The 19,619-nt window shown below is 70.0% G+C and carries 16 protein-coding genes and 1 tRNA gene; 5 read left to right on the top strand and 12 right to left on the bottom strand.

Annotated elements, in window-relative coordinates; all coding sequences use genetic code 11:
• Positions 1–68 precede the first annotated feature (68 nt).
• From BBK82_RS27710 to BBK82_RS27670, 9 genes are all read right to left on the bottom strand, one after another.
• Positions 69–141, bottom strand: a tRNA-Leu gene (locus BBK82_RS27710).
• Positions 142–669: 528 nt separating this feature from the next.
• Entirely contained in the window at positions 670–1,059 is a 390-nt protein-coding gene (locus BBK82_RS27705) for a metal-sulfur cluster assembly factor (RefSeq protein WP_065917625.1), read from the bottom strand.
• Positions 1,056–1,496, bottom strand: a complete 441-nt coding sequence (gene sufU / locus BBK82_RS27700) for a Fe-S cluster assembly sulfur transfer protein SufU (protein WP_065917624.1) — start codon at positions 1,494–1,496, stop codon at positions 1,056–1,058. The genes BBK82_RS27705 and sufU overlap by 4 nt, the downstream gene beginning before the upstream one ends.
• Entirely contained in the window at positions 1,496–2,773 is a 1,278-nt protein-coding gene (locus tag BBK82_RS27695; protein WP_065917623.1) for a cysteine desulfurase, read from the bottom strand. The genes sufU and BBK82_RS27695 overlap by 1 nt, the downstream gene beginning before the upstream one ends.
• A 26-nt stretch (positions 2,774–2,799) precedes the next feature.
• Positions 2,800–3,573 (bottom strand): Fe-S cluster assembly ATPase SufC, encoded by a 774-nt coding sequence (gene sufC / locus BBK82_RS27690; protein WP_065917622.1) that lies wholly within the window; start codon positions 3,571–3,573, stop codon positions 2,800–2,802.
• A gap of 33 nt (positions 3,574–3,606) precedes the next feature.
• Positions 3,607–3,921 (bottom strand): non-heme iron oxygenase ferredoxin subunit, encoded by a 315-nt coding sequence (locus BBK82_RS27685; RefSeq protein WP_065917621.1) that lies wholly within the window; start codon positions 3,919–3,921, stop codon positions 3,607–3,609.
• Entirely contained in the window at positions 3,918–5,075 is a 1,158-nt protein-coding gene (gene sufD / locus BBK82_RS27680; protein ID WP_065917620.1) for a Fe-S cluster assembly protein SufD, read from the bottom strand. Before sufD ends, BBK82_RS27685 begins: the two co-directional genes overlap by 4 nt.
• 1 nt (position 5,076) lies before the next feature.
• Positions 5,077–6,531, bottom strand: a complete 1,455-nt coding sequence (sufB, locus tag BBK82_RS27675; RefSeq protein ID WP_065917619.1) for a Fe-S cluster assembly protein SufB — start codon at positions 6,529–6,531, stop codon at positions 5,077–5,079.
• Complete coding sequence (locus BBK82_RS27670) at positions 6,528–7,247, bottom strand: helix-turn-helix transcriptional regulator (protein ID WP_065917618.1); 720 nt, start codon at positions 7,245–7,247, stop codon at positions 6,528–6,530. Before BBK82_RS27670 ends, sufB begins: the two co-directional genes overlap by 4 nt.
• Before the next feature lie 94 nt (positions 7,248–7,341).
• Here BBK82_RS27670 and mptB point away from each other — a divergent pair, with 94 nt between their 5' ends.
• On the top strand, positions 7,342–8,874 hold the full coding sequence (gene mptB / locus BBK82_RS27665; RefSeq protein ID WP_065917617.1) for a polyprenol phosphomannose-dependent alpha 1,6 mannosyltransferase MptB: 1,533 nt from the start codon (positions 7,342–7,344) through the stop codon (positions 8,872–8,874).
• 625 nt (positions 8,875–9,499) lie between these two features.
• Complete coding sequence (locus tag BBK82_RS27660) at positions 9,500–13,159, top strand: patatin-like protein (RefSeq protein WP_065917616.1); 3,660 nt, start codon at positions 9,500–9,502, stop codon at positions 13,157–13,159.
• A gap of 9 nt (positions 13,160–13,168) precedes the next feature.
• Here the strand turns inward: BBK82_RS27660 and BBK82_RS27655 are convergent, their stop codons facing one another.
• Both BBK82_RS27655 and BBK82_RS27650 read right to left on the bottom strand, forming a co-directional pair.
• On the bottom strand, positions 13,169–15,154 hold the full coding sequence (locus tag BBK82_RS27655; protein WP_065917615.1) for a glycosyltransferase: 1,986 nt from the start codon (positions 15,152–15,154) through the stop codon (positions 13,169–13,171).
• Entirely contained in the window at positions 15,151–15,726 is a 576-nt protein-coding gene (locus BBK82_RS27650; RefSeq protein ID WP_237047604.1) for a DUF998 domain-containing protein, read from the bottom strand. The genes BBK82_RS27655 and BBK82_RS27650 overlap by 4 nt, the downstream gene beginning before the upstream one ends.
• Positions 15,727–15,915: 189 nt before the next feature.
• Here BBK82_RS27650 and BBK82_RS27645 point away from each other — a divergent pair, with 189 nt between their 5' ends.
• Genes BBK82_RS27645 through BBK82_RS27635 form a run of 3 tightly spaced genes read left to right on the top strand, consistent with a single transcriptional unit; the run spans position 15,916 to position 18,537 of the window.
• Positions 15,916–16,845: an ABC transporter ATP-binding protein gene (locus BBK82_RS27645; protein WP_237047603.1), complete on the top strand. Its 930-nt coding sequence runs from the start codon at positions 15,916–15,918 to the stop codon at positions 16,843–16,845.
• A complete protein-coding gene (locus tag BBK82_RS27640; RefSeq protein ID WP_065917613.1) occupies positions 16,842–17,600 on the top strand; it encodes an ABC transporter permease in 759 nt (252 codons plus the stop codon). Before BBK82_RS27645 ends, BBK82_RS27640 begins: the two co-directional genes overlap by 4 nt.
• 19 nt (positions 17,601–17,619) lie before the next feature.
• Positions 17,620–18,537, top strand: a complete 918-nt coding sequence (locus BBK82_RS27635; protein WP_065917612.1) for a COX15/CtaA family protein — start codon at positions 17,620–17,622, stop codon at positions 18,535–18,537.
• Here the strand turns inward: BBK82_RS27635 and BBK82_RS27630 are convergent.
• Positions 18,516–19,619: an ankyrin repeat domain-containing protein gene (locus tag BBK82_RS27630; protein ID WP_083268185.1), complete on the bottom strand. Its 1,104-nt coding sequence runs from the start codon at positions 19,617–19,619 to the stop codon at positions 18,516–18,518. The genes BBK82_RS27635 and BBK82_RS27630 overlap by 22 nt on opposite strands.

The following is a 19,619-nucleotide window of genomic DNA, read 5'->3' as shown; positions in this document are numbered from 1 at the left end:
CCACCGGGGCGATCTTGCAAGGATCACCTGCGCGCCGGCGCGTCCCCCGATGCAGTTGTGTCGTGCAGTGCCCCCACCAGGATTCGAACCTGGACTGGACGCGTTCTGAGCGCGTTGCCTCTCCCGTTGGGCTACAAGGGCGTGGTCGTATTCGGTTGGACAGCACCGACGGAAGGAGTCGAACCCTCGGGAAACTGTTTTGGAGGCAGTTCCGCTTCCGAAGCTCGTCGGCAGGAATTGGCGCAAAAGAAAACCGCCCAGGGTTTCCCGTGGGCGGCTCCGTGGTCATGACCTGGGGATCAGGTCATGGCGTGGAGCCCCACGCCAACGCCAGCAGACCGCCGGCGATGAGGGCGAGAATCCGCCATCCCGCGAGTTCGGCCTTGGCAAGCATGTCTTCCTCCGGTTCATCTCGGGGCGTTGGTGATGGGATCAAGTTATGCGAGCAGCGTGCAGAGGCGCAACGCATTTAACCGGGTTCACCGGCATGTTCCAGATCGTGGATTTGTGTTTCGATGGAGGACATGAAGGGCGGCAGGGTCACCCCGCCCAGAACTCGCCGTGGTGGTCGATCTGGACATCACGGCGAGCACCAGTCTTCTCGCGGCGGGAGCGTGAAGCAGAACGGCGCGCACCCCGTGGGATGCGCGCCGTTCGATGCGAAACCGATCAGACGGTGAAGCCCAGCGCGCGCAGCTGCTCGCGGCCGTCGTCGGTGATCTTCTCCGGGCCCCACGGCGGCATCCACACCCAGTTGATGCGGAAGTCCGACACGAGACCGCCGCCCGTGCCGCCGGTGAGGGCGGCGCGGGTCTGGTCCTCGATGACGTCGGTCAGCGGGCAGGCCGCGGACGTGAGCGTCATGTCGATGGTGGCGACGTTCTTGTCGTCGACGTGGATGTCGTAGACGAGACCGAGGTCGACGACGTTGATGCCGAGCTCCGGGTCGACGACGTCGCGCATCGCCTCTTCGACGTCGTCCAGTGCGGCGACGTCGGCCTTCGGCTCGAAGACAGGCATGCCCTCGGCGCCGCGGACGACCTGCTCTTCCGTGCTCATGCTGCTCCCTGGCTCCGTACGACTGCGTCCTTGAACGCCATCCAGCCCAGCAGCGCGCACTTCACGCGCGCCGGGTACTTCGCGACACCGGCGAAGGCGATGCCGTCCTCCAGGACGTCCTCGTCGGGCTCCACCTGGCCGCGGCCCTGCATGAGCTCGACGAACGCGTCCATCTTCTGGAACGCCTCACCCACCGGCTTACCCACGACGAGGTCGGTCAACACCGACGTCGACGCCTGGCTGATCGAGCAGCCCTGGCCGTCGTAGGACACGTCCTGCACCACGTCGTCCACGACGTGCACGCGCAACGTCACCTCGTCGCCGCAGGTCGGGTTGACCTGGAACGACTCGGCGTCGAAGGGGTCGCGCAGGCCGCGGCCGTGCGGGTTCTTGTAGTGGTCCAGGATGATCTCCTGGTACATCTGCTGGAGCTGCATCAGGCCACCCCGAAGAACTTCTGCGCCTCGCGGACGCCGTCGACCAGTGCGTCGACCTCGTCCAGCGTGTTGTAGAGGTAGAACGAGGCCCGCACCGACGACTGGGCGTTCAGGCAGCGGTGCAACGGCCACGCGCAGTGGTGCCCGACGCGCACGGCGATGCCCAGGCTGTCGAGCACCTGGCCGGCGTCGTGCGGGTGGACGCCCTCGATCTCGAACGGCACGGCGCCGCCGCGGTCGACCGCGTCCTGCGGGCCGAGCAGCCGGACGCCCTTGACCGACGACAGACCTTCAAGGGCCGCCACGGTCAGCGCGCGCTCGTGGGCGTGGACGCGTTCCATGCCCACGACGCTCAGGTAGTCGACGGCGGCACCGAGGCCCACGGCCTGCGAGGTCATCGGCGAACCGGCCTCGAAGCGCTGCGGCGGCGGGGCGAACGTCGAGCCTTCCATCTTCACCAGCTCGATCATCGAGCCGCCGGTGATGAACGGGGGCAGCGCCTCCAGCAGCTCACGGCGTCCGTAGAGGACACCGATGCCGGACGGGCCGAGCATCTTGTGGCCGGAGAACGACGCGAAGTCCACGCCCAGCCGGTGGAAGTCCACCGGGCCGTGCGGGACGGACTGGCACGCGTCCAGCACCGTCAGCGCGCCGACCTTCTGCGCGGCCGCGACGAGCACGTCGACCGGGTTGATCACGCCGGTGACGTTCGACTGGTGCGTGAACGCGACCACGCGGGTGCGCGGGGTGATCACGCTGTCCACGTCGGACAGGTCGAGGCGGCCGTCGGCGGTCAGCTTGAACCACTTCAGGACGGCGCCGGTGCGCTGGGCGAGCTGCTGCCATGGAACGAGGTTCGCGTGGTGCTCCATCTCGGTCACGACGATCTCGTCGCCGGGGTTCACGACGAACCGCGCCGCCTCGGGACCCGAGGTCGCGGCGTTGCCCATCGCGTACGCCACGAGGTTGAAGCCCTCGGTGGCGTTCTTGGTGAACACCAGCTCGCCGAAGTCGACCCCGACGAAGTCCGCGATGCGCTGACGCGCACCCTCGTACTCGTCGGTCGCTTCCTCAGCGAGCTGGTGGGCGCCCCTGTGCACGGCAGCGTTGTGCCGCTCCAGGAACGCGCGTTCCGCGTCCAGAACCTGCGTCGGGCGTTGCGAGGTGGCGCCGGAGTCCAGGTAGACCAGGCGCTTCCCGTCACGAACGGTGCGAGACAGGATGGGGAAGTCCGCCCTGAGGGCGGTTACGTCCAGTGGTGCTGCGGTGGTGGTCACAGCGCCTCCTCTCAACACCTTCAACATCAGGACAGTGCTGCGGCTTCCTTGGATCCGGTGTACTTCACGTAACCCTCGGACTCGAGGACGTCGGCCAGCTCGCGGCCACCGGACTCGACGATGCGGCCGTTCGCGAAGACGTGCACGAAGTCCGGCTGGATGTACTTGAGGATCCGGGTGTAGTGCGTGATCAGCATGACGCCGACCTCACCGGAGGCCTTGTACCGGTTGACGCCCTCGGACACCACGCGCAGCGCGTCGACGTCGAGGCCCGAGTCGGTCTCGTCGAGGATGGCGACCTTCGGCTGGAGCAGGCCCAGCTGCAGGATCTCGTGGCGCTTCTTCTCACCGCCGGAGAAGCCCTCGTTCACCGAGCGCTCGGCGAACGCCGGGTCGATGTCGAGGTCGGCCATCGCACCCTTGACCTCCTTCACCCAGTGGCGGAGGTTCGGGGCCTCGCCGCGCACGGCGGTGGCGGCGGTGCGCAGGAAGTTCGACATCGAGACGCCGGGGACCTCGACCGGGTACTGCATGGCGAGGAAGAGGCCGGCGCGGGCGCGCTCGTCGACGGACATCTCGAGGACGTCCTCACCGTCGAGCGTGACGGTGCCCGAGGTGATCGTGTACTTCGGGTGCCCGGCGATCGCGTAGGACAGCGTGGACTTGCCGGAGCCGTTGGGGCCCATGATGGCGTGCGTCTCGCCGGCCTTGATCGTCAGGTCGACGCCCTTGAGGATCTCCTTGGGAGCGTCCTCGCTGACGACCGAGACGTGCAGGTCCTTGATCTCAAGGGTGGCCATGACTTGCCGTTCTCCTGGTGGTGTAGCTGAAAGTCAGTTCGTGGTGACGGTGACGTCGACGAACACGTCGCCGTCACGGATGTCGACGGCGTAGACGTCGACCGGTTCGCTTGCGGGCGGCGACGAGGGCGCGCCGGTCTCCAGGTCGAAGCACGACCCGTGCAACCAGCACTCGATCCCCTTGCGGGAGACCTCGCCCTCGCTCAGCGACACCGCGGCGTGCGAGCACAGATCCGCGAGCGCGTGCACCCGCTCACCGTTGCGCACCAGCACGACGTCAGTTCCGTCGACGTCTGCTGCGAACGGCTTGCGGTCGTCCAGTTCGGACAGTGCACACACCCTGATCACGCGCCGACCGCCTCGAGCTCTGCCTCGATGGCGGCCTCGAGGCGCTCGCGCACCTCGGGGACGGTGATCTTGCCGATCAGCTCCTGGAAGAAGCCGCGCACGACGAGACGCCGTGCCTGGTCCTCCGGGATGCCGCGCGCCTGCAGGTAGAACAGCTGCTCGTCGTCGAACCGGCCGGTGGCGCTGGCGTGGCCCGCACCCTCGATCTCGCCGGTCTCGATCTCCAGGTTCGGCACCGAGTCGGCACGCGCGCCATCGGTGAGGATCAGGTTCCGGTTCAGCTCGAACGTCTCGGTGCCCTCGGCGGCGACGCGGATGAGCACGTCACCGATCCACACCGCATGCGCGCCCTCGCCCTGCAACGCGCCCTTGTAGACGACGTTGCTGCGGCAGTTGGGCTGCGCGTGGTCGATGAACGGCCGGTGCTCCTGGTGCTGGCCCGCGTCCGCGAAGTACAGGCCGAACAGCTCCGCGTCACCACCGCGACCCGCGTACTGCACGACCGGCGTCACGCGGACGACGTCGCCGCCGAGCGTGACCACGGTGTGCTTGATCGTCGCGTCGCGGCCGAGCTTCACGTGGTGCTGCGAGACGTGCACGGCGTCGTCGGCCCAGTCGTGGATGGTGATCACCGTGAGGTGCGCGCCGTCCGCGACGAGGAACTCGACGTTGTCCGCGTACGCGCCGGAGCCGCGGAAGTCCAGGATCACGGTGCCCTCGGCGAACTGCGAGGCCTTGATCTGGATGTGGCCGTAGGCAACGGTTCCGGTGCCCGCGCCGGTCACCGTGACGGTGGTCGGCTCGGTCTTCGCGTCGCCGGGCAGCGTCACGATCGTGGCCTGCTCGAACGAGGTGTAGGCCTGCGCGGCGATCCGGTCACCGGGGACACCCGCCTTGCCGAGGCGGTCGTCGTCACGACCGACCGTCTCGACGGTGACACCGGCGGCGGCGTTCACCTCGACGGCAGCAGAACCCGTTGCCGCAGCGCCGGAGTGCAGACCGGCAAGACGCTTGAGAGGCGTGAAGCGCCAGATCTCCTCACGGCCGCCCGGCACCTCGAACGCGTCCACGTCGTAGGACGTGAAGTGCTCTGCGCGCGAGGCGACGGGAACGACAGCACCGTGGGAGTGAGGTTGAGTCGACAGGGCGGCCATGTCAGCCGACGGCCCCTTCCATCTGCAGTTCGATCAGGCGGTTCAGCTCGAGGGCGTACTCCATGGGGAGCTCGCGCGCGATGGGCTCGACGAACCCGCGCACGATCATCGCCATGGCCTCGTCCTCGTTCAGGCCGCGCGACATCAGGTAGAACAGCTGGTCCTCGGAGACCTTCGAGACCGTGGCCTCGTGGCCCATCGCGACGTCGTCCTCGCGGACGTCGACGTACGGGTAGGTGTCCGAGCGGCTGATGGTGTCGACCAGCAGCGCGTCGCACTTCACCGTGGACTTCGAGTGGTGCGCCCGCTTGTTGACCTGGACCAGGCCGCGGTAGGACGTGCGGCCACCGCCACGCGCCACCGACTTCGACACGATGGTCGAGGAGGTGTGCGGGGCCATGTGGACCATCTTGGCGCCGGCGTCCTGGTGCTGGCCCTCGCCCGCGAACGCGATCGAGAGGACCTCGCCCTTGGCGTGCTCGCCCATCAGGAAGACGGCCGGGTACTTCATGGTCACCTTGGAGCCGATGTTGCCGTCGACCCACTCCATGGTCGCGCCCTCTTCGGCCTTGGCGCGCTTGGTGACCAGGTTGTAGACGTTGTTCGACCAGTTCTGGATCGTCGTGTAGCGGCAGCGGCCGCCCTTCTTCACGATGATCTCGACGACCGCGGAGTGCAGCGAGTCCGACGAGTAGATCGGCGCGGTGCAGCCCTCGACGTAGTGCACGTAGGCACCCTCGTCGACGATGATCAGCGTGCGCTCGAACTGGCCCATGTTCTCGGTGTTGATCCGGAAGTAGGCCTGCAGCGGGATGTCCACGTGCACGCCCTTCGGCACGTAGATGAACGAGCCACCGGACCACGTCGCGGCGTTGAGCGCCGAGAACTTGTTGTCACCCGCGGGGATGACGGAGCCGAAGTACTCCTTGAAGAGCTCCGGCTGCTCCTTCAGGGCCGTGTCGGTGTCGAGGAAGAGGACACCCTGCTGCTCCAGGTCCTCGCGGATCTGGTGGTAGACGACCTCGGACTCGTACTGGGCCGCGACGCCGGCGACGAGGCGCTGCTTCTCGGCCTCGGGGATGCCCAGGCGGTCGTAGGTGTTCTTGATCTCCTCGGGCAGGTCCTCCCAGGAGGTGGCCTGCTTCTCGGTGGACCGCACGAAGTACTTGATCGAGTCGAAGTCGATCCCAGAGAGGTCGGCGCCCCAGTTCGGCATCGGCTTGAGGTCGAAGAGCTTGAGCGCCTTCAACCGGTACTCGAGCATCCACTCGGGCTCGCTCTTCTTCGCCGAGATGTCGCGGACGACATCCTCGCTGAGGCCTCGGCGGGCGCTCGCGCCGGCAGCGTCCGAGTCGGCCCAGCCGAACTCGTAGTTGCCGAGAGACGCAATCGTCTCTTCCTGCGTGAGCGGAGACTGCACCGTGGTGGGCGTGCGCTGCTCGGCAGCGGCAGTCATGCGGGCTCCCCTCCATCATCTGGGATGAGCTTCCCGGCAGAGCCGGGGTGAACGTTCGGGATGTGCGTCGTGCACACGGCGTGGCCGCGGGCGATCGTCGCGAGGCGCTGCACGTGGGTTCCGAGGAGGTTCGCGAACGTCTCCGTCTCGGTCTCGCACAGCTGGGGGAACTCGGCGGCCACGTGGGCGACCGGGCAGTGGTGCTGGCACAACTGCTCGCCGACACCGACGTTTCGTGCCGCCGCAGCGTAACCCTCCCTGGTCAACGCGGCCGCGAGGGCCTTGGCCCGTTCGGCGGGCGTGGCCTGCGCCACGATCGCCTGGCGGTGCCTGTCGACCAGCGCGTCCACCCGGCTCTGCGCGAACGCCTTGACCGCTTCCTCGCCACCCGTTTGGGCGAGGAACCGGATCGCGGCGACCGCGAGGTCGTCGTACGCGTGCCCGAACCGGGCGCGCCCGGTGTCGGTCAGCAGGAAGAGCTTCGCCGGCCGGCCGCGACCGCGCTGGGTCTGGCGCGGGGCGTCCCTCGTCGTCGCTTCGCCGTCCGCGAGCAGTGCGTCGATGTGACGGCGCACGGCCGTGGGGCTGATGCCCAGCTCCTCGGCAACGGCTGCCGCGGTGGCCGGGCCCTGCTCCAGGAGGAGCCTGGCGACAGCACGCCGAGTCTTGCCGTCGTGCTGCGGCACGGCGTCAAGGTGGGTCTCGGCGTTTTTCACAACACCAGTGTTGCGTATTTCGCCGGAGGTCGCAAAGATCGCGGTCACAGGGTGACCTGACTCACGGCTGAACGTGGCTGGATACCCTGCTCTCATGCCCACTTCCGGCGGAGCCGTGACTCCGGAGAGCGACCTCTTGAACGGTCGAGAGCGTCGTCAGCTGGACATCGTCCGTCGCTGGGGCACGATCGGGGCGTTGTTGCTGACGGTCGGCTCACTGGGTGGCGGGGCCGCGCCCATCTACTCGCCGCTGTACGGCGTGCCCGTGCTCGGGCTCTTCTCGAGGATGCCCTCAGTCGCGATGGGGGTCGTCTGGACCGGCATCTTCATGATCGTGTCGGCGTGGCTGGCGCTGGGGCGGTTCGTGCGGCCGGGACGCCCGCGGCTGGCCTCGCGCGGTCAGATGGACCGCACGCTGCTGATGTGGACCGTGCCGCTGGTGTTCTGCGTACCGATGTTCTCGCGCGACGTCTATTCGTACCTGGCGCAGAGCGAGATCGCGGCGCGGGGGCAGGACCCGTACGAGCTCGGCCCGGCGTCCGCTCTCGGGGTCGACCACGTGCTGACCCGCGGTGTGCCGAACATCTGGCGGGAGACGCCGGCGCCGTACGGTCCGCTGTTCCTCGCGGTCGGGCGGCTGCTGGCGATGCTGACCGGCGACCACGTGGTGTCGGGGGTGTTCCTGCACCGGTTGCTGGTGCTGTGCGGGCTGGCGATGGTGGTATGGGCGCTGCCGCGGCTGGCGGCGCGGTTCGGCGTGTCGCCGGTCGGGGCGCTGTGGCTGGGTGCGCTGAACCCGCTGGTGCTGTTCCACATCGTCATCGGCGTGCACAACGACGGCCTGGCGCTCGGGATGATGCTGGTGGGCATCGAGCTGGCTCTTCGCGGGCTGGAACCTCTGCGGTGGTCGTGGATCACCTTGGGCGCGGCCACGATCGTGTGCGCCGCGATGGTGAAGATCCCCGCGATGGCGGCTCTGGGGTTCGTGGGCGTGCTGGTGGCGCGCAAGCTGGGCGGCAAGATCACACACCTGCTGCTGGTGGCCGCAATCATGGCCGTGATCGCCGGCGTGGGGGTGGTGGCGATCGCGCTGGGCACCGGCTTCGGGTTCGGGTGGATCGAGACGCTGAACGTGGCCTCGGTCGTGAAGTCGTGGATGTCACCGCCGACCGCGCTCGGGTTCATGGGCGGCGGCCTCGGCATCCTGCTGGGCCTCGGCAACCACACCGACTCGATGATCGCGCTGGCCCGCCTGCTCACCCAGGGCGTGTCGATCGTGATCACGGTGGTGCTGCTGTGGAAGTCGTTCCAGGGCAAGCTGAAGGCGATGAACGGGCTCGGGGCCGCGCTGGGCGCGATCCTGGTGCTCGGGCCGGTGCTGCAACCCTGGTACGTGCTGTGGGCGGTGCTGCCGCTGGCGACCGCGGTGGTGGGGCCGAAGTTCCGGACGTTCGCGATGGTCACAAGCGCGGCGATCGCGGTAATCCTGCCGCCGACGGGGTCGGCGTTCGACGGGCGGGCGTACACGGTGCCGCAGGCGGTGGCCGGGGCGGTGATCACGTTCGCGGCGTGCGTGTTGATCGCGAGGAAGCGGGTTGGGCCGTTCTTGAAGTCTGATCCGGCTTGACCTCGGGTCGGGTTGTCGGGGGTCGGCGGGCGCGGGTTGGCTGGTGCGGCGGGTCGGCTCGTGTCTGGTGGGCTGCCTGGGTGGTGACTCCCTGGGGTGGGCTGACTGGTTGCCCGCGGGGTGGCCCGGCTGGGGTTCCCGGCGAGGTGGCCCGGCTGGTTGCCCGCGGGTGACCCGGCTGGGGTTCCCGGCTGGGGTTCCCGGCTGGGGTTCCCGGCTGGGGTTGCCAGCGGGTGGGCCAGCTGGGGTTGCCAGCCGGGGGGTGGGCCAGCTGCGTTCCCCCGCGAGCTGCCCTGCTCATCGCTGGCTGAGCGGCCCGGTCCGTCACCACCGTGGTTCGTCACCACCACGGCGGTCCGACCCCTCCCTGACACCGCGTCTCGCCGAGGGCCAGGGGTGGGCTGCGAGGCGGCCTCCTTTCTTCTTCTTGCTGGCGTCAGGGCCAGGGTGTTCGGGACGTGAGAGAGACGACCCGTGCCCAGGATCAGGACAACCTTCACCCGTCCGAGTGACGGCGACGACGCGTGCCAGGCGGGAAGGTGGGTGGAGAGGCCGGTAACCACACCCCTTCGGCCGACGACTACCCGGGCAGGGGGAAGATCGAAGCCGGAGGGGGTGGCGCGTCATGCCTGGACAACCCATGTCGCGTGAAGAGGTCCGGTTCGCCGTGGTCCTCAACGGGGGTGTGAGCCTGGCCGTCTGGATGGGCGGTGCGGTGCTCGAGCTGGACCGGCTGACCAGGCCGGGGTCGGCCTACCAGCCGTTGCTGGACCTGGTGGGGTGCACGGCCAGGGCCGATGTCATCGCCGGGACGTCGGCCGGTGGGATCAACGGGGCCGCCTTGGCGCTGAGCCAGGTGAACAAGAACGCCGACCTCACCAGGTTGCGCGACCTGTGGGCCGAGCAGGGGCGGATGGAGCAGCTGCTCAGGACTCCGTTCAAGGGGGAGCCCGCGTCGCTGCTCAAGGGGGACGAGTTCTTCCTGCCGCGGCTGCAGGAGGCGCTGGCCCGGCTCACCACCGACCTCGACCCGACCGAGCCCGACGAGCGGCCGATCGACCTGCGGATCACGACCACGTTGCTGGGTGGCGTGCCGACGGTGACCTACGACGACCTCGGGCAGCCGCTGAGCCAGTCGGTGCACCAGGGGAGCTTCTCGTTCCGCCGCGACCCGTACACGTGGGTGAGCGAGACGACCCGGGACGACTTCGCGCCCGCGACGCTCGACGAGCGGGTCCAGCAGCTCGCGCTGGCGGCCCGCAGCAGTGCGAGTTTTCCGTTCGCGTTCGAGCCGAGCTTCATCCCGGTCGGCGGGCAGCACTCCCCCGGCCGGCCCGACATGGGGGACGTCGCGAGCTGGGCGAACGGGAGTGACCGCAGCCGGTTCGCGGTCGACGGCGGGGTGCTGGTCAACACGCCCACGAGAGAAGCTCTGGAGGCGATCGACCGGATGCCGGCCGATGGGCCGGTGCGCAGGGTGATGTTGCTGGTGTTCCCGCACGCCGAGCCGCTCGGCACAGAGCCGCAGGCGGACACCGCGGACCTGGGGCCGACCACGATCAACGCCGGGGCGCGGTTGCTGAGCGCCATGTCGAGCCAGGCGAACCGGACCTACGTCGAGAAGATCGAGGAGCACAACCGGCGGGCGGCCAGCAGCCGCGGTGGGCGGATGGCGTTGCTGGAGAGGTTGCACGCCAACGAGGAGAACGTCGTCGACGAGGTGTACTCGTTGGCGGACAAGCTCTTCGGGCACTACGAGGACGTGGAGATCCGGCTCGCGGCGCGGCAGGTGGCGGCGCAGCAGTTCGCGTTGACCGGGGGGAACCCGGCGAACTGGTCGTTCGAGCGGGCGCGGCGGGCGGCGGAGAACGCGCAGCGGGCGTGGAAGAAGAAGCACGGCGTGTTGCCGTACGTGCCGGGGATGAGGCTGCCGAGCACCGTGTGCCGCGAGGACACGGGCTGGGAGTGGGGCATCACGATGGCCGAGCGGCTCGGGACCTCGGCGCTCGACCTGCTCAAGCGGCTCGTCTGGGTGGCGCCGGACGGTGCGGCCGACCGGATCGCGCACGCCCGCAGGGAGCTGCACCAGGTGCGGGCGGAGCTGCGGAGGCTGCGCGAGGAGCTGTTCCGGTGGCAGCCGGCGGACTCGCTCGGTGAGGACTACTGGACCGGGCGGCTCGCGAGCTACCACGAGGAGATGATCGACGGGCACCTCGGGCTGGAGGTCAAGGCGCAGGTCGCCGAGATCGGCCGGGTGGTCGGCGCGGCCCAGGAGGTCGTGCAGGGGCTCGACGAGCACCGGCTGAAGCTCGGCGGGCTGCTGGCGTGGCACGCGTTGCTCGACACCGCGGCCACCGACCGGGAGGCCGGGCTGAGCGAGGGCGAACGGTGGTTGAGCCGGTTGCTGGCGCTGGAGATCGCGGGCACCTGCCTGTCCGACGACGCCTCCACCGGGCTCGACACACCGGTCGAGCTGGTGCAGGTGTCGTTGCAGACGCGCAACGCGTTCGCGCAGCAGTCGCTGACCGCCGACGACAAGGCGGGTGGGGCGTCGCTGTCGCGGTTCTCCGGGTTCCTCAAGCGGTCGTGGCGGGTCAACGACTGGATCTGGGGCCGGCTCGACGGCGCCACGATGCTGTGCCGGGTGCTGTTCGACCCGCGCCGGTTGCGGCGCATGGACCTGCTCGGCCGTCCCGAGAACGACCCGCGCACCGCCGAGCAGCGCGCGGAAGCCGTGGTGCGCAACGTCATCGAGCACATGTTCGGTCCTGAGCTGCCGCCTCAGGTCGACGCCTGCGCGAACGAGGCCACGAAGGAGCTGCAGGGCATCTACGAGGCCGAGGGCGAGCTGTCTCCGTCGTCGCTGAAGCTCGCCGAGCTCGCCGCGTGGGGCCTGCACTGGCGGATCATCTGCGAGGAGCTGCCGCGGTTGCGGGCGGCCATCATCGCCGACCGCGGTGACGGCGCCGACCAGCGTTCGCGCGGGGAGCTGTTCCTGGAGGAGCACGCGGACCTGTTGCGGCGTCTGGAGTTCCCGCAGGAGCACACGGTCACGCTGGGCATGGCGGCGCTGACGGCGTTCGACCGCGCGGGCATCGGCCGCGAGCCGCTCACCCAGGAGGCGGCGTCGGACCAGATGATCCGCACGGCCGCGACCGCCGCGGCCGTCGCGGTCACGGTCGCCGACTCCGAACGGGCCGGGCTCAAGGCGGTCCGGCCGGTCACCAGGGTCATGCGCGGTGCCGCGCTGCTGCCGTACTGGACGATCACCGGGCTGACCAGGGGCGGGAACCTGGCGCAGTTCCTCGGGTTGCTGGGGCTCGCGGTCGGCGGCGCGCTGGTCGTGATGGCGTTGTTCGGGCTGCTGCCGTCGTGGGCGGCGGGACCGGGCGCGGCGATCGGTGCGGCGTCGCTGCTGGCGGCTTTCGGGTACGCCGCACTGCGGTCGGGCACGCTGCTGCACGGCCTGGTGCTGCTCTCACCGGTGATACCGCTGGTGGCGGTGGCGGTCGACCGATTGCCCGACGACCGGTCGCAGCTCACCACCGGCACGGTCACCGTCGCGGGTGTCGCGGTCGTGGTCACCGCGCTGCTGGTGCTCGGGTCGCTGCCGGCGCCGATCCGCACGCCGCTGGCCGTGCTGGCCGACTTCAAGCCGTTGCAGATCCTGAAGAAGCGCTGGAAGCAGGCCGTCGTCGCGGTCGCGGCGGCCGGGCTGGTGTGGTCGGTGTGGCAGTTCGAGCTGCACACCAAGCCGTGGCTGGTGCTCCCGACGTCCGTCCTGTGTGGAGCGTTCGGCGTCTGGATGGCGTTGTCCGGCGGGAAGTCGCTGCAGCGCTGGCGCCGGGTCGAGGGTGTCTGGGGCACCGAACGCGCCGAGCCGCCCGCCGCGGCGACCGCGGGCTGGGCGGTGGTCTACGGCATCGCCTACCTGGTCGTGGCGGACGTCCTGCTGCTGGTGCGGCCGAGCGGCTGGGGCTGGCAGGCGGTGGTCGGCACGGCGCTGGCGTTCGGGCTGACGCTGCTGCTGATCACGTCCTGGTACGTGCCGCGGGTGGAGCGGCGGCGCATCCGCCGCCAGCTCGTCACCGAGGCGATCCCGGCGATCTACCCGGAGGGCTGCGACATCGCGGCGACGCTGCACGAACGGCTGGAGGGCCACGCGTCGCTGTACCGGTTCCTGGTCGACGGAGAGGGCGAGCACCCCGCGAAGCTCACCCTCTCCCACACCGGGCTCGTGGTCGCGCAGCGGATCGAGCAGAAGCTCAAGCGGCAGGCGCGGTGAGCGCGGGCGTCAGGCGGCCAGCGCGATGATCGGCGCCGGGCGGCCCATCGCCCGTGCGTAGAGGCCCTCGAACCGCTCCAGGGTCGCCGCCAGCGCGTGGTGCGAGATGATCTCGCTGCTGGCGGCGCCCATGCGGGCCCGCATCGGCGCGTCGTGCACCAGCGAGTGCAGGCGCTGGGCCAGCGCGGTCACGTCACCGGGCTCGAACAGCCAGCCGTTGCGCCCGGAGTGCACGAGGTGCGGCAGCGCCATGGCGTTCGCGGCGATCACCGGCTTGCCCGCGGCCATCGCCTCCATCGTGGCGAGGCTCTGCAGCTCGGCGACACCGGGCATCACGAACAGGTCGGCGCGGGCGTAGGCGTCGAGCAGCTGGTCCTCGGACACGAACCCGTGGAACCGCACCCGGTCGGTGATCTCCAGGTCGCGGGCCAGCAGCTCCCACTCCGCGCGGCAGGTGCCGTCGCCGACGATCTCGCCGAACGCGCCGGGCACGCGGGCCAGTGCCCGCAGGAACTCGTCGACGCGCTTCTCCTCGTCCAGCCGCCCGACGAACAGCGCGGTCGGCCGGTCGTTGTGGGTGACCTCGCGCTGGTAGCGGGCGATGTCGATGCCGCACGACACCGGCATCGCGCGTTCGGGGAACCCGCTTTCGTGCAGCAGCTGCACGGCCCGCGGTGTGGGCGCGGTGACGATGTCGGCGCGGCCGAACACCCGCGCCAGGTCGCGGTAGGCCCACTTGCGGGACAAACCCTGCAGGAACGCCGGCACGTGCGCGTGGCTGAACAGGTTCTCCGGCATGAAGTGGTTCGTGGCGAGCGTGGGGATGCCCTGCGCGGCTGCGGCGTTCAGGACGAACCGGCCCACCACGAAGTGCGCCTGGACGTGCACGACGTCCGGCTTCAGCGCCTTGACCAGCTCGGCGGCCTCCTTCTTCGCCTGCCACGGCAGGCAGAAGCGGAAGTCCGGGTAGAACGGCAGCCGGTGCGACCGCAGGCGGTGCACGGTGACACCCTCGATCTCGGTGGCCTTGGGCGAGTCGGGTGCGATGACGTGGACGTCGTGCCCGCGCGAGGCGAGACCGACGGCGAGGCGCTGGGCGAACCGTGCGGCTCCGTTGACGTCCGGCGGGAACGTGTCGGCGGCGATGACGACGCGCAGCGCGCTGGAGGTGTTCACGGGAAGCTCCGTTCGAGTAGAGACACGAGGGTGACGAGCGAGGGCGAACACACCGCTGGCTGCGGCGAGCGCGCAGGCGATGAGCAGGGCACCGGTCCAGGCGGACAGGTGCGCGGCTTCGCCGAGGAGGAAGGCACCGAGGCCCACGGCGACCAGCGGGTCCACCACGGTCAGGCAGGCGACGGCGAGATGAGGGGGTCCGCCCGCGTAGGCGTGCTGGACCAGCCAGCCACCGACGGCGAGCGAGAGGGCGATGCCGAGCACGGACGCGAGGTGCGAGAGGCCGAAGCCGCCCTGCTGCACCGACTGCGAGACGGCGCGCATGAGCACCGACACGTATCCGTACGCGACACCACCGGCTGATGCGAACGCCACGGCGCGAACGCGGGCGTTCGACGTGAGAGCGGCGACCACTCCGGGGACGGCGATCAGCCCGAGGGCCACCAGTCCGGCCGTGAGCTCGGCGTCGGGCGCGATCCGGGTCGCAGTCGCGCTGCCGGACGCGAGGAACACGAACGCGCCCACGCCCACGGTGGTGAGCAGGATGGCGGGCAGCTCCCTCAGCCGGCGGTCCAGCAGGGCGGTCAGGCCGATCGCGAGCACCCCGATCGGCTGCACGACCGTGAGCGGCGCCATGCCGAGCGCGGCCGCGTGCACACCGGCACCGGCGACCAGCAGGGCGAGGCCACCCAGCCAGCGGGGCTGCTTGAGCACTCCGGCGCGGGCCCCGGTCTGCGCGACCACGTCGTGCTGCAGGCGGGCCGCGAAGGCGAAGCACACGGCGCCGAGCACGGCGAGGGTGATGGCGAGCAGGGTCATGTCGTCCGCCTGAGTTGGGTGGCTGCTATTGCGAAAAGGAGGCCGTAGAGGGTCACGAACAAAACGCGCTCGGTGAGTCCGCGTGCCTCGAAACCGACGAACGAAACGTGGCTGACCATGAATGCCGTGCTCGACACCGTCGCCGTTATTGCGATACCGAACAGAGCCGGAAATTTGCGCGCGATCAGCAGCCCCGCCGCCGGCAACGCGGCGAACATGACGGCACCGGCATACCTGTGGATGTAGCCCGACATGGACGTCGGTGCCCCCGTCGGGTCGGTCGGGAAGATCGTCGACACGGTCAGGCCGGCCGACCACACACCGATCAGCCACTGCGCTGACCTGCCTACACGGCGCAGGTTGACGGCGAGCAACGCCGAAACGGCCGCGAGGCTAAGTGATGTCGCCGCCAGCCACTCAGTGCCGTTGCGGACGAACACGTAGTCGCTGATGACGTCGCTGACCGGGTCGAGCTGCCCTGCCGACATGACATGCAGGTAAAAAATCGGGACCAGTGAGAACACCAGTCCCCCGAGCACCAGGCCCCGTCTTTTCGCCCCCGCCTCGATCACGTCAGAAGTCTCTTGCGATTCCGTTGATCAACCAATGGGGAACTCCCCCGACGCAACCCTGAGGTGTCCCTGACTTCCCGGGGTAGGGGCAGCCCCACCTTTTTCAGCTGCCCTTCAGCAACGGCGCCGCGCGAACGTTTGCGCCCCCATGGGTGGACCTCCCGGCAGGACCGAATAGGCTGCCTGCCTGTGAGCCCGAATCCCCAGCCTGCGGTGGAAGTGTCGGGGCTGGTCAAGACGTACGGCTCGAAGACCGCCGTCGACGGCCTCGACCTCGTGCAGCAGCCAGGCACCGTTCTCGCCCTGCTCGGGCCCAACGGCGCCGGCAAGACGACGACCGTCGAGATCTGCGAGGGCTTCCGCACCGCGGACGACGGCACCGTGCGCGTCCTCGGGCTGGAACCCGGCAGCGAGGCGCTGCGGCCGCGCATCGGCGTGATGCCGCAGGGCGGCGGCGGTTATCCCGGCATCCGCGCCGAGGAGATGCTGAACCTCGTGGCGGCGTGCGCGGCGAACCCGCTCGACCCGAAGTGGCTGATCGAGGTCCTGGGACTGACGGGTGCGGTCCGGACGCCCTACAAGAGGCTGTCGGGCGGCCAGCAGCAGCGGCTGTCGCTGGCGTGTGCGCTGATCGGGCGCCCCGAGCTGGTGTTCCTCGACGAGCCGACCGCGGGCATGGACCCGCAGGCGCGCCGGCTCGTGTGGGACCTCGTGGGCGCGCTGAAGGACGACGGCGTGTCCGTGCTGCTGACGACGCACCTCATGGACGAGGCCGAGGCGCTGGCCGACCAGGTCGTCATCATCGACGAGGGCCGCGTGGTCGCGCAGGGCTCGCCCGCCGAGCTGACCGCGAACCGGCCGGACGACCAGCAGCTGCGGTTCCGCGCGCGGCCGGGGCTCGACACCTCGTTGCTGTCCGCGGCGCTGCCCGAGGGGCTGAAGGTGCGCGAGGCGACCCGCGGCGCCTACATCGTCGAAGGCATGATCGACCCGCAGGTCGTGTCCACGGTCACGTCGTGGTGTGCGCAACAGGGTGTGCTGGCCGAGGAGCTGACGGTCGCCAAGCGCAGCCTCGAAGACGTCTTTCTGGAGCTGACCGGCAGGGAGCTGCGCTCGTGACCACCTTCGCTCCCGGCACCTTCACCCCCGCGCCCGGTCGCGGGTCACTCGGCCGCATGCTGTTCGTGCACGCCCGCACCGAGGCGGTGCTGACGTTGCGCAACGGCGAGCAGATCCTGCTCACCGTGATCATCCCGCTGGCGCTGTTGATCGCGTTGTCGGTGATGTCGGTGATCCCGATGCCGGAGCCGCGCGTCGGGTCCGCCACCGCGCGGATCTTCGCGCTGGCGATCATCTCGTCGGCGTTCACCGGGCAGGCGATCGCGCTCGGGTTCGACCGGCGCTACGGCGTGCTGAAGCGGCTGTCCGCCTCGGCGCTGCCGCGGTGGCTGCTCGTCGCCGGACGGGTCTGCGGGGCCCTGGTCGTCGTCGCGATCCAGATCGCGTTGCTGGCCGTCACGGCGTTGGTCCTGGGCTGGGACGTGCGGGTGAGCGGGCTGCCGTGGGTGGTGCTGCTGATCGTGCTGGGCACGCTGACGTTCGGCGCGCTGGGCGTGCTGCTCGGCGGTGCGTTGCGCGCGGAGATCGTGCTGGCGCTGGCGAACATCATCTGGTTCGTGCTGCTGATGGTCGGCGGGGTGGCGCTGTCGGTGCCGGTCGGGTTCGTGCACCTGCTGCCGTCGGCGGCGCTGGCGGAGGCGCTGGAGACCGCTGTGGTGCACGGCACGGCGCCAGGTGCGGGCCCGGTCGCGGTGCTCGTGGCCTGGGGCGTTGTGGCCGGAGCACTGGCGACCCGGACGACTCGCCTCACCTGACGCGGCCTACCATCAGACCGTGTCCCGATTGACCGCTTTCATCGTTCCGTTGCAACGCGCCCTTGCGATCGCCGCCATCATCGCGCAGGGCGGCATCGCGGTCACGGGGTCGATCGTGCGCGTCACCGGCTCCGGGCTCGGCTGCCCGACGTGGCCGGAGTGCGTGCCCGGCAGCATCGTTCCCGTCGAGCACCCGGACGTCGCCGCCCTGCACCAGTGGGTCGAGTTCGGCAACCGGACGCTCTTCGGCGTCATCGGCATCATCACCGGCCTGTGCCTCGTGGCCGCGTGGCTCAACAAGCCGCGCCGCCGCCGCGTGATCGTGCTCGCCGCGATCCAGGTCGGCGGCGTGCTCGCCCAGGCCGTGATCGGCGGCGCGACCGTCCGGCTCGGGCTGGTGTGGTGGAGCGTGTCCGTCCACTTCATGGTCTCGATGGTGCTGGTGTGGTTCGCCGTGCTGCTCCTGCGGTCGCTCAGCGAAGGTGACGGCCCCGCCCGCTGGCTGGTGCCGGCCGGTGCGCGCGGCCTGCAGGTCGTGATGGCCGTCGTGATGTACCTGCTGCTGATCGCGGGCACGTTCGTCACCGCCGCCGGCCCGCACGCGGGCGACTCGAAGACGCCGCGCCTCGACGTGCCGGTGCCGACGCTCGCGCAGATCCACGCCGACCTGCTGTTCCTGTTCCTGGGCATGCTGATCGCGATGGGCTTCTTCGTCCGCACCCGCCCCTACTGGGTCCTGGTGGGTGTGGTCGTCGCCCAGGGCGCGCTGGGCATGGTGCAGTACTGGACCGGGGTGCCCGAGGTGCTGGTGTCGCTGCACGTGCTGGGCGCCGGTGCGGTCGTGGTCGCCACGGCGATGCTGTGGACGTCGTCGCGGGAGCGGACCGTCGTGGTCGAGGTACCCGCTTCGGACGATCAGGCGCTCAGCAAGGCCTGAGCCTCGGCGTTGTCGTTGTGCCCGGCCCAGTTGGCGGGTGTCGCCTCGAAGTTGGCGTCGGTGATGGTCTTGTCGGCGCCCGCGTCGAGCAGGACCCGGATGACGTCCAGGTGCCCGCGTTCGGCGGCGAGGTGCAGCGCCGTGACGCCCTCACCGTGCATCGGACCGCCGAAACCGGTGCGCTGGTTGGGGTTCGCGCCGAGGTCGAGCAGCGTGCGGGTGGCGTTCTCCAGCCCGCACCACGCCGCCCAGGCCAGCGCCGTGCCGCGGTAGACGTCCGCGTCGATCCGCGCGCCGCGCTTGAGCAGGTCGCCGAACACCTCGGTGCGGTCGTTGCGGGCCGCCCACGCCAGCGCCTCGTCGAGCACCTCCTGCGGGTCGTTCGCAGGCCACCAGCGCGGAAAACCGCTGTGGGGCCGGTAGTAGCCGCGTTTGGCCTCGGGTTGCGTCGCCAGGTCGAGGTCGCCGAGGCCGGCGGCGGTGCGCAGGTTCGGCGGGTGGATCCCGTGCTGCGCCAGGACTTCGGCGGTTGTCGTGTTGCCCCAGAACAGCGCGACGGTGAGCGGGGTGCCACCCTCGCCACGTGCTTCCAGGTCGGTGCGGGCGTTGGCGTCGAGGAGCATCCGGGCGAGCTGCGGTTCGTTCGCGTACGCGGCCTGGTGCAACGCGGTCCAGCCGTGCACGTTCTGGTGGTTCACGTCGGCGCCGGCGTCGAGGAGTGTTTGCGCCAGCCGCTCGTCACCCTTGGCCACGGCCATGCCGAGCAGGTCGTTCCCGTTGGTACCACTGGCCTTCACCAGCCACGGGTCGCGCGTGACAATCGCCCTGAGCTCACCGGCGTCCTGCAGCTCGATCGCCTGGTAGGCCCGCGCGAACGGCCGCGGCTTGCGGATGTTGGCCTTGAGCGCCTTCCAATCCTCACACCCGTGCGCCTGCGCCAGCACCATGTGCGCGCCCTCGTCCGTCAGCGGCACACCGTCGAAAACCTCCAACGCCCCCGGCACACCGTCCCACGCCGAGGCGAGCAACCCGCGCGCCCGCTCCTCGTAGTACTCGATGTCGTCGCGGAACGGGTGCCACAT

The organism is Lentzea guizhouensis (genome assembly GCF_001701025.1).
In the GTDB taxonomy this organism is placed as follows: domain Bacteria; phylum Actinomycetota; class Actinomycetes; order Mycobacteriales; family Pseudonocardiaceae; genus Lentzea; species Lentzea guizhouensis.
Note: the sequence above shows the minus strand (reverse complement) of the source record. Positions and strands in the feature narration are given on the sequence as shown.